Origin of the sequence: Streptomyces sp. NPDC001027, from assembly GCF_040299045.1 — a bacterium.
GTDB lineage: Bacteria > Actinomycetota > Actinomycetes > Streptomycetales > Streptomycetaceae > Streptomyces.
The window spans coordinates 1-10,164 of the sequence record NZ_JBEPBI010000267.1; the positions used below are offsets into that span (position 1 = coordinate 1).

8 protein-coding genes are annotated in these 10,164 nt (G+C 74.2%); 6 read left to right on the forward strand and 2 right to left on the reverse strand.

Annotation, left to right across the window (positions count from 1 at the left end):
• Positions 1–206: 206 nt before the first annotated feature.
• Complete coding sequence (locus ABT300_RS37295; RefSeq protein WP_351685676.1) at positions 207–563, reverse strand: PRC-barrel domain-containing protein; 357 nt, start codon at positions 561–563, stop codon at positions 207–209.
• A gap of 148 nt (positions 564–711) precedes the next feature.
• Complete coding sequence (locus ABT300_RS37300) at positions 712–2,763, reverse strand: SpoIIE family protein phosphatase (RefSeq protein ID WP_351685679.1); 2,052 nt, start codon at positions 2,761–2,763, stop codon at positions 712–714.
• 208 nt (positions 2,764–2,971) lie between these two features.
• On the opposite strand from ABT300_RS37300, the gene ABT300_RS37305 reads away from it, so the two are divergent.
• The 6 genes from ABT300_RS37305 to ABT300_RS37330 all read left to right on the forward strand — a co-directional run.
• Positions 2,972–3,712, forward strand: a complete 741-nt coding sequence (locus ABT300_RS37305) for a hypothetical protein (protein ID WP_351685681.1) — start codon at positions 2,972–2,974, stop codon at positions 3,710–3,712.
• Positions 3,713–3,789: 77 nt separating this feature from the next.
• Positions 3,790–4,896 (forward strand): hypothetical protein, encoded by a 1,107-nt coding sequence (locus ABT300_RS37310; RefSeq protein WP_351685684.1) that lies wholly within the window; start codon positions 3,790–3,792, stop codon positions 4,894–4,896.
• A 51-nt stretch (positions 4,897–4,947) separates the two neighbouring features.
• Positions 4,948–5,448, forward strand: coding sequence for a GNAT family N-acetyltransferase (locus ABT300_RS37315; protein WP_351685686.1), 501 nt, complete (start codon positions 4,948–4,950; stop codon positions 5,446–5,448).
• A gap of 100 nt (positions 5,449–5,548) precedes the next feature.
• Positions 5,549–6,463 carry an amidohydrolase family protein gene (locus ABT300_RS37320; protein ID WP_351685689.1) on the forward strand — a complete coding sequence of 305 codons (915 nt, stop codon included), beginning with the start codon at positions 5,549–5,551 and terminating at the stop codon, positions 6,461–6,463.
• 207 nt (positions 6,464–6,670) lie between these two features.
• Positions 6,671–8,452: an RNA ligase family protein gene (locus ABT300_RS37325; protein WP_351685691.1), complete on the forward strand. Its 1,782-nt coding sequence runs from the start codon at positions 6,671–6,673 to the stop codon at positions 8,450–8,452.
• Positions 8,452–10,164: RNA repair domain-containing protein (locus ABT300_RS37330; protein ID WP_351685693.1), on the forward strand; the 1,713-nt coding region annotated here is incomplete at its 3' end. The genes ABT300_RS37325 and ABT300_RS37330, both read left to right, overlap by 1 nt.

Sequence of the window (10,164 nt, forward strand, 5' to 3'; positions counted from 1 at the left end):
CCGGTCCCGCCGCGACGGAACCGTACGACGGCGTAGGCGAGATCGGCGAGGAGCACGACGGCGCCGATGACGAGCAGGTAGAACAACCCGTGGACCGCGAACCCGATGATGCCCAGGACGAGGGCCACGAGGATCAGGAACAGGAACAGGCTCATCGTTTCTCCCCACGGCCGGCTTCGGCGGGCGTCGGCGGGCTTCCCCGCCTCTCAGCGGCGTGCGAGTCTGCGTTCGCCGCCCGCGCCCGGCAGGTAGTCCAGTTCGTAGTGGGCGAAGACCTGCGGCTCGTCCGGGGCGAGCAGCTCGCCGTCGACGTCGATCGACGGGGCGTTCTTCACCGCGTTCTTGCCGTACGCCACCTTCAGGTGCCCGGGGCCGACCGTCGCCCCGGCGAGCGGGACGAACACCAGGCGGCGACGGGTCGGCAGACCGACGGTCACCGTGGCGAAACTGGGCAGGTCGGTCCCGGTGTCCACGTAGACCGACTCCAGGACGCCGATGCGGCGCCCGTCGGGATCGACCACGTCGTGACCTCGCCAGTCACGGATGTCGCTGGCTTCGAACATGAGCAACCTCCGCAGGTGCGGGTACCCGGCTTTGCGTCGTGGATGTCACCGCCCGCCGGCGGTGGGGGACACGCGTCGTGGATGTCACCGCCCGCCGGCGGTGGGGGACAGGTGACGGGCGTCGTCGCCCGCGGCGGGGCCCGGCCGGTCACTGCGGACGCGCCATCAGTATCGCGACGTCGTCCTCGGCGGGCTGCGGGAGCATCTGCGCGAGGACGCCGTCACAGAGCGCCGGGAGGGGCTGTCCCGGCCGCCGCAGCGCCCTGGCGAGCCGGTCGAGCCCCTGGTCGAGATCGCGGTCCCGGGCTTCGATGAGACCGTCGGTGTACAGGACGAGCAGGCTGCCGGACGGCAGCGGAACCTCCTGCGCCTCGAACTGCTGCCCACCGGCGCCCAGCGGGGTGCCCGGCAAGCCGCCGAGGAAGGCGACCGCGCCGTCGTCCGTCACCACGGCGGGCGGGGGGTGACCGGCCCGGGCGACGAGGCATCCGCCGACGCGGGGGTCGTGGACGGCGTAGACGCAGGTCGCCATCTGGTCGTCGCCCATGTCGGCCACGACGGCGTCCAGCGACCGGAGCATGCGGGCCGGGTCGACGTCGTGCCGGGCGAGCGTGCGCACCGCCGTGCGCAGCTGGCCCATCACCGCCGCGGCATGGATGCCGTGTCCCATGACGTCGCCGATGACGAGCCCGGTCCGGCCGTCGGGCAGCGCGATGACGTCGTACCAGTCGCCGCCGACGTCGTGCTCGCTCGCCGGCCGGTACCGTCCCGTGAGCTCGAGGCCGGGGACGTCGGGCAGCGCGCTGTTGGTCAGACTGCGCTGCAGGGTCAGCGCCGCCGCCCGCTGCCGGGTGTACATGAGCGCGTTGTCGATGTTGAGGGCGGCGCGTGCCGCCAGCTCGTCGATGAGCACGCAGTCCTGGTCGTCGAAGGGCTCACGGCTGCGCAGCCGCGTCACCACGATCGCCCCGAGGACCTTGCCCCGGGCGACGAGCGGGATCAGCCGCGCGGACCCGAGGCTCATGAGGTAGGCGCGCAGCTCGTCGGCGCGGGGGTCGGTGACCAGCGCCGGAACGTCGGACCGGTACAGGTTGGTGGGCCGGCCGTCGGCGATGACGCGTTCGTAGAGGGAGCCGGCCGCGAGCCGCGAGGTCATGCCCGGACGGAGCTTCGCGGTCGGGGCGGCGGGATCGGGGAAGCGGGCGGCCATCCGGCGGACCACGCCGCGGGTGACGGCGGTGGACTCGTCGGGCGCCAGAACCTCTTCGAGGAGCTGCACGTCGGCGGAGTCGGCGAGCTGGGGCACCAGCATCTGCACGATCTCCTCGGAGGTCTGCCGCAGGTCCAGGGTGGTGCCGATGCGGGCGCCGACCTCCGCCAGCAGCGCGAAGCGCTGGCGTGCGCGTTCGGCGTCGCGTTCCGCCTGCTGGCTCGCGGTGATGTCGATGAGGGAGGCGATCACGCCCAGGGTGCGGCCGCCGCCGTCGAGCAGCGGGGCGTAGGAGCACGACCAGGTGTGCTCGTGGTCGGGATCGGCGGGGGTCCGCCCGGTGCGGCGTACGTCGACGACGGCCGTGCCCCGCTCCAGCACCTCCCGCATCGTCGCCTCCAGCGCCACGGCGTTGACGCCCGGCACGACCTCGGTCAGCCGTCTGCCGAGGTGCTCGGCGGCGGAGGCGCCGTTCATCCGGGCGAGGGCGTCGTTGACCCTGAGGAAACGCAGGTCGGCGCCGAGGGTGGCCAGGCCGATGGGCGACTGGCTGAAGAGACTCTCCAGGGCCGCGAGGGAATCGCGCATGCGCAGAACCTGGGAGGTCTCCACGGCGATCAGCAGGGCTCCGGGCCGGCCGCGCGCGTCGGCGGCGGGGACGATCCACATCTCCATGGTGACCTCGTGGCCGTCGCGATGGCGCACCGACAGCGTGCCGACCACGGTCTCCCCGCCCTGGACGCGGTGGGTGAGGTGGTCGGCCAGCTCACGGTTGCCCTCGGGCACCAGCAGGGCCGACGCGGGCCGGTCGAGGACGTCCTCGGGCCGATGTCCGAGCAGGTCCTGGGCGGCCAGCGACCACTCCACGACGCGGCCGTCCGCGTCCTCCCGCCACAGCGCGATCGGAAGCAGCTCCCGCAGTACGCCCGCGTACCCGACAGCTCCCTGGGGCTGCTCGGGCGCCGCGCCCGCCCGGTGAGGGGCTTCCACCGCGGTACCTCCCCATCGGTATGGATCATATGAAAACACCATATCCGGAACATTCGGCGAGCAGTGGCGCTCGTGCGCACTCGATTCGGTTCGCCTCCGCTCGCCTCCGGCTGCTTTCCCTTGTTCGCACGGGAGGCTGCTGGCGATATCGTCGAAGTGACGATATCGTGCGGATGTCGCCGCGCCGGCGCCCTCCGGAAGGACCACCATGCCCACCGCACTCCGCCCTCCCGCCCGCTCCGAAGGCGGCGCAGCCGCCACGACGATCCGGCTGCTTCCGCAGGACCCCGAGTGGCTGTGGGACTTCTACATGACCCACGACCTGCTGCTCGCGCCCTATCACGCGGCCTGGGCGATCCGCAGGCGCGGCGTCGGCGAGGACATCGCGCCCGCCTGGCCGCCCGGTCTGGAGAGCCTGACCGGGCTGAACGCACCAGCCTGTCTCGACGCCTGGGCCCGCGTCCATCGCGCGCTCCCGCCGGTCCTGCGCGACCGGGTCCTCCTGCACGACGAGCGCGCGGCCCCGGCCCGCCGCAGCACCCTGCGCGGCCCCGACGGCAGAGCGCTCGTGCCGCTCCACGCCGTCACCGTCGCCACGGACGACCTGCGAGCCCTCGCACGCGTACGGCGGGCGATACGCGCCGGGGCCAGGGCGATGCCGTCGCTGGTGGTGACGAGACACGCCGACGGGTCGGCCGACGTCCACTCGGTCCCCTCGCCGGGCGACTACAAGGGCACGGTGGACCGGACCGTCGCGGTCCTGTCCCTCGCCCCCGACGACGACACCGACGTGCTCGCCCGGGCCCTCGCGCAGGGCGCGACGACCTCTCGCACCGACCTGTCCGACGAGCAGTACGCGGCCTACCGGCGCTTCGCCGACCGGCTCGCCGCGGCGGCCACGACCGGCTGGTCCGGCGGCGAACGGGCCCTGTTCCGCGAGCGGTACTGACCGCAGTCCGACAGCGTGCCCGATCTTCGGGGCGGCCCGTGCACCGCGCGGTGCGGCTCTCTGACAGGCTCGGGCCCGTGACGTACGTAGTGACCGTGGACACCTGCATCCCGGAGGACACTCCGGAGATGGACCCTCTGCAACGCGCCGGCGCGGTGGCGCTCATCGAGGACGGCTTCGACTCTGTGCGGTCCGTCAAAGGACCGGAAGGAGTGGAGGTCGCCCTGCTCGACGCCATCGTGGCCGTCCACCCCGGCGGCGCCCTGCTGAAAGTGATCGTGGACGCTCCGGCCCTGGAGTTCGCCGAGGACACCGTGCAGGCGCTCGTGGACGAGCTGCTGGAGCGCTCCGCGCTGCTGGCCGACTGGACGATCGAGCGGTGCGAGGTCGAGCTGCACCAGGACCTCGCCAAGGAGAGCCTCGACGCGGCCGAGGGCCCCGACGCCCCGCCCGAGGACCTGGCCGTCCGCAGGGCGCGGCACACGGCCGGCTCGTCGGGCGAAGGGACGGTGCCGGGCGCCGGGCCGAGGACGGAGGCCGCGGCCGTCCGCACACGGATGCTCAGGCTGGCCGAGGCCCTGCGGTCGTTCCCTCCCGCGGCCTTCGGAGCGGCCGGGGCGGCCGACTCCTCTGGCGCGGGCGCGGGAGGAGCCGCCGGACTCGCCGCGGGCGCCCTGCTCCACACGACCGGCGCCCTGGTGGGCGAGCTGTTCGAAGACCTCCAGGTGCTGACCCAGGAGGACGCGGCCGTCGCCGAGTGCGAGGGTCCGCTGTGGCACCTGGAACACCTTCCCGACCGTTACGCCCTCCAGTACGACGCCCGCTTCGCGCGCCGCTTCCTGGTGACCCTGATCGCCATGACCGCCCGCTTCACCGACGGCTCCTTCCAGCGGATCGGCTGCGTGGCCGAGGGACTCGCCCTGCGGCTGCTCCTGAACGAGACGGCCACGACGCTGGAACGGTACGGGCTCATGGACGACGACGTGTCGGCGGCCCTCGACGCGTTCGCCGACCATGTGTACGAGGGCGTGGAGCACCAGTGGCTCTACGACGACGCCCTGGGCGTCAGCGACGGGTCTGCCGCCGGCGCCGGCCCGGGCGTCGAGCCTCTGGAGTTCCGGTCGTGGTTCACCCCCTTCGAGGAGAGCGGGTACGTGCACCCGGCCGCGGCGGACGACGTCTGAGGCGGCCCGAGGGGGGAGCGTGGCCGGATGCCGTCGTGTGATCCTGGCTCCATGACTGATCGACCCGAGGTCTCGGTCGTCCGCCGCCCCGGCCGGACCTGTTCCACGGACGACGGACTGGCCGCGCTGCTCGCCGCCTACCACCTGCGGACGGAGGCGGAGAAGGGCGTGGCCGTCGCCGACGTGGACGCGCTGCCGGAGCGCTACCGAAGGGAGATAGCCGACCCGCAGACGGTGTTCGCCGCCGACGTCGTGCTCGTCGCGCTGGACCGGGGGACCGCGGTGGGCTGCCTGGTGGTGACCGCCCCCGCCGACGGACGGTCCGAGATCAAGCGACTCTGGACGGACCCGGCGGCCCGCGGCCGGGGCGTCGCGTCCGGCCTGCTCCGGGCGGCGCTCGCGCATGCCGCGGAGAACGGCGTGGGCGCCCTTCGGCTGTCGGTGTGGGACTGGCGGACCGGCGCCGTCGCCCTGTACGAACGGTTCGGCTTCGCCGTCACCGAGTCCTGGGACGAGCGGGACCGGCTGGTGTGCATGGAGCGCGCCGTGTGAGAGGTCGCCGCTCCCGTTGCGCCGCGGGTGACGGACGCCTCATGGGCGCCTCGGGCGAAGGAGTGGACCGGCTGCCTCGCCCCGGGCGATCGTGGGCGACATGAACGATCATCGAGGGGCCTTGAGCGACGTGCCGCCGGGCGACGAGGCGGGTGAGATCCGCCGCTTCTGGGGACGGCTCGGACTGCCCGGGCTGGTCGACGTGCACACGCACTTCATGCCCGAGCGCGTCCTGCGCAAGGTGTGGGACTACTTCGACGGGGTCGGGCCGCTGACGGGCGGGCTCGAATGGCCCATCGCCTACCGCCGGGACGAGGAGGAACGGACGTCCCTGCTGCGGCAGTTCGGCGTGCGGGCCTTCACTGCGATGCTCTACCCCCACAAGCCGGGCATGGCCCCGTGGCTGAACGGCTGGGGGGCCGACTTCGCCCGCCGCACCCCCGACTGTCTGCACACGGCCACGCTCTATCCCGAGCCGGGCGTCGAGACGTACGTCCGGGAGGCCGTCGAGGCGGGCGCCCGCGTCTTCAAGGCGCACGTCCAAGTCGGAGCGTACGACCCGACGGACGAACTCCTGCGGCCGGCCTGGGCGTTGCTCGCCGAGGCCGGGGTCCCCGTGGTGATCCACTGCGGCTCCGGGCCCGCGCCCGGCAAGCACACCGGACCCGCGCCGATCGCGCGGGTGCTGGCGCGGCACCCCCGGCTGCGGCTGATCGTCGCCCACATGGGGATGCCCGAGTACGAGGACTTCCTCGACCTGGCGGAGCGGTACGAGGAGGTGCGGCTGGACACCACGATGGCGTTCACCGACTTCGCCGAGAAGCTCAGCCCGTTTCCCCGCAGGGCCCTGCCCCGGCTTGCCGCACTCGGCGACCGGATCCTGCTCGGCACGGACTTCCCGAGCATCCCCTACCGCTACCTCCACCAGCTGCACGCCCTGGAACGCCTGGACCTCGGCGACGACTGGCTGCGGGCGGTGTGCCACGACAACGCGGCCCGCCTGTTCGCCGTGTAAGAGCCGTCGACGTCGCGAAACCCGTTCCGGCCGTTTCCGCAGGGGACCGGGGACACCCTGCCCCTGAGGCGGGCGCCCCCGGTGCGCGCGTCCGGTGCGACCGGAGGGGTACCCGACCGGGGTGGAACCCGAGCGTGCATCCGTCGAAGGGCGGCGCCCGGTAAATCCGATGGAGGGCGGCGATTCGGCGCTCCTATAGTGGCCCGCATGCGTGCCGCCTACCCCCGAACCCCTCATTTGCCCTGGTCACCAGGCATGTCCGCGGACGATCTGCGGGCCGGCGGGCTGAGCGGACTCGCCGGGCGGGAGGTCGTCGTCACCGAGAAGCTCGACGGGGAGAACACGACGCTGTACGCCGACGGACTGCACGCGCGCTCCGTCGACTCCGCGCACCACCCGTCGAGAGCGTGGGTCAAGGCGTTGCAGGGGCGGGTCGGGGCGCGGATCCCGGCGGGCTGGCGGGTGTGCGGGGAGAACATGTACGCGCGGCACTCGATCCCCTACAACGACCTGGAAGGTTACTTCTACGGGTTCTCCGTGTGGGACGAGCACGACCGGTGCCTCGGCTGGGACGAGACCGTGCGGTTCCTGCGGGCGCTCGGCGTGCCGACGCCGCGGGTGCTGTGGCGGGGGCTGTTCGACGAGCGCGCGCTGCGCCGTCTGCGGGTGGAGACGGGGCGGCAGGAGGGGTACGTCGTGCGGACCGTCGAGGGCTTCGCACGCGAGGACTTCGCCGGACGGATCGCCAAGTGGGTACGGCCGGGGCACGTCACCACGGACACCCACTGGATGCACGCGGCCGTCGTGGCGAACGGACTCGGCGCACGGGCCGCGCTGTGGGACGTGCGGTCCGGAGCGGACCCGGACGCGGGGGCGCTGGCCCGGTACGCGGGAGTGGGGACGACCCGCGGCGAGGGGGACGACGACGCGGACGCCGAAACCCACGGCCACGTGCACGCGGACGCGGCGGCGGCAGGTGCCGAGACGGGCGCCCGGCTGGCCGCGCTGGGGCGCAGCGGGGACGCCCGCCTCGCGGGAGTGCTCGCCGCACTGCTGCACCGCACGCCCCGTGCGTCGCTGATGCGCCGGGCCGCCGGACCTCTGGGGATGCCGCTGGCGAGGCGCGTCGCCGACCTGGTGGGCCTGCACACCGCACTGCACCGGCCGTACCCCGACGCGGAGCGGCGGGCCGGACTCGTACGGATGTCGTTCGCGGCCGACCTCGGCGTGCTGCACGCCGTCGCGGCCGCGCTCGCGGGGCACGAGCGAGCGGCGCGCGACCAGGTGGAGTGGTCCGCGCTGCACGCGGAGGAGGCGGGACTGCTCGTCGACGCCCCGCTCGCGCCCCTGAGATCCGGCCTGCGCGCGGCGCTGGCACGGGACGGGATCCGCGGCGACGCGGCGGACCGCTGCTGGGCGCAGACCCGGGAGACGTACGCGCAGGGGCGGATCCGCACGGTCGAGGAGGCCGTCGCGGCGACATGGCGGTGGCGTGGCGGTGACTTCCCCCGGCTGGTGCACCTCATGGGTCCGTCCGGCAGCGGCAAGAGCGCCTTCGCGGCGCGGCTCGACGGGGTCTCGGCACGCGTCGAGCTGGACGCACTGCGCACGGCGCGCGGCTCGCGGGCCGATCAGAAGGCCAACGGGGAAGTGCTGCGGGAGGGCCTGGACCGGCTGGACGCAGCGCTCGCGGCCGGCGGCACGGTGGTGTGGGACGCGACGTCCCTCAACCCGCGACAGCGTTCCCTGGTCCATGGAGCAGCGCGTCGGCGCGACGCGCTGATCACCCATGTCGTCGTCCTCGCGGACGAGGACGAGCTGGAACGGCGCAACGCCTCCCGCGCGCATCCGGTGCCGTCGGACGTGCTCGCGGGCCAGCTGCGCCGGTTCGTGCCGCCCTACCCCGGCCAGGCGCACCGCACCTGGTACGTGGGCGCGGACGGCGCCGTGCAGGACCGCGACGGCACACTGGAGGGGGAGGACGCCTGATGCGTACCAGCGAGGAGATCTACCACCGGGTGCGCTGGGACGCGCGGTTCGACCCCGCGCGGTTCGTGTTCGGCGTCCACCAGCGGGGCGCCGCGCCCAAGCGCGTACCGCTGGCGACGTTCGTGCCGGGCGGCGAGATCCCCTGGCACCGCGTGCTGTTCGTCGAGGCGGACGGCGAGGTCGTGTGGGACCGCGCCACGGGAACGGACCGCGTCGACGCCTCCGGCGCCGGCCGGGTCCGCGAGGCGCGGCGGCTGCGGGCGCCCTTCTTCACGGCGCGCACGCCGCACGCGTGGGACGCGGACGCCGGGCGGTGGCGCCCCGCGGCGCACGCCCAGGGGGAGCCGGGCCTGGACCGGATCCGGGTGCTGACCTGGAACACGCTGTGGGACCGCTACGACAGCCACCGCATCGCCACCGCGCAGCGCCGCCCGCTGCTGCTGGAGGCGCTCGAACACGCCGACGCCGACGTCATCGCGCTGCAGGAGGTCGAGGCGCGGCTGCTGACCATGCTCCTGGAGGCGTCCTGGGTGCGGGCCCGCTACACCCTCGGCGCCGACCCCCACGGCGAGGACGTCGACGAGTGCGGTCTGCTGCTGCTCAGCCGGCTCCCGGTGCGGGAGGCCGCCCTGCACGTCCTCGGCCGCCACAAGGCCGTCACCGCCGTCGTCGTGGACACCGCGACCGGACCGCTGACGGTGGCCGCCACCCATCTGACGAGCGATCACTCCGAGGACGGGCCGGCCCGCCGCGTCGCCGAACTCACCCGGCTCGCCGAGGGAACGGCGGGCGTGACGGGCGGCCTGGTCCTGGTCGGGGACTTCAACGACGGCGGCCCGGGACCGGCGCGCACGCTCGGCATGCTCGACGCCTGGACCGAGGCCCACGGCCCGCACGACGACTCGCCCACCTTCGACCCCGTCGGCAACCCGCTGGCCGCCGTCTCCTCCCTGTCCGGCCGCGTCTCCCGGCTCGACCGCGTCCTCGTCCGCCCCGCCGACGGCCCGCGGGTGACCGGGGCGACGCTGCTCGGCGCCACGCCCACCGCGAAGGGGCTGTACATCTCCGACCACTACGGGGTCGCCGCCGACCTGCACTGCGGCGTCGACACGCCCGTCGACGTCCCCGACGTCCGCGACGTGCTCGACGTGGCGCCGACGCCCCGCACGGCGCTGGCGTGGGCGCCGCCGGGCGAGCTGTGGCCGGCGCTCCAGGACGTGCGCCGGGACCACGACGTGCAGATCCGGCGCTGGCCGCCGCACGTCAACGTGCTGTTCGGGTTCGTCCCCGAGTCCGACTTCGAGCGGGCGGCCCCGCTGCTCGCCTCGGCCGCCGCGCAGGTCGAGCCGTTCACGGCACGGCTCGAGGGAGTGCACACGTTCGCGCACGGGCGGGACGCCACCGTATGGCTGGACCCGGCGGCGGACGACGGGACGCCGTGGGCGCAGCTGTGGCAGGCGCTCGTACGGCGATTCCCCCGCTGCCGTGGACGCCACGACGGGTTCACCCCGCACCTCAGCCTCGGCCGTACCGGCGATCCGCACGCCGTAGCCGCCGACTGCGCGGCCCGGCTCGCCCCGATGACCGCCCGCGTCGGCGAACTCGTCCTGCTGTCCCGGCGGGGCGACGAACCGATGCGACCGCGCGCCACGGTCGCCCTCGGCACCGGCGAGATGCGGTGGCTGCCCGAGCCGGACCTCGGCCGGCCCGAC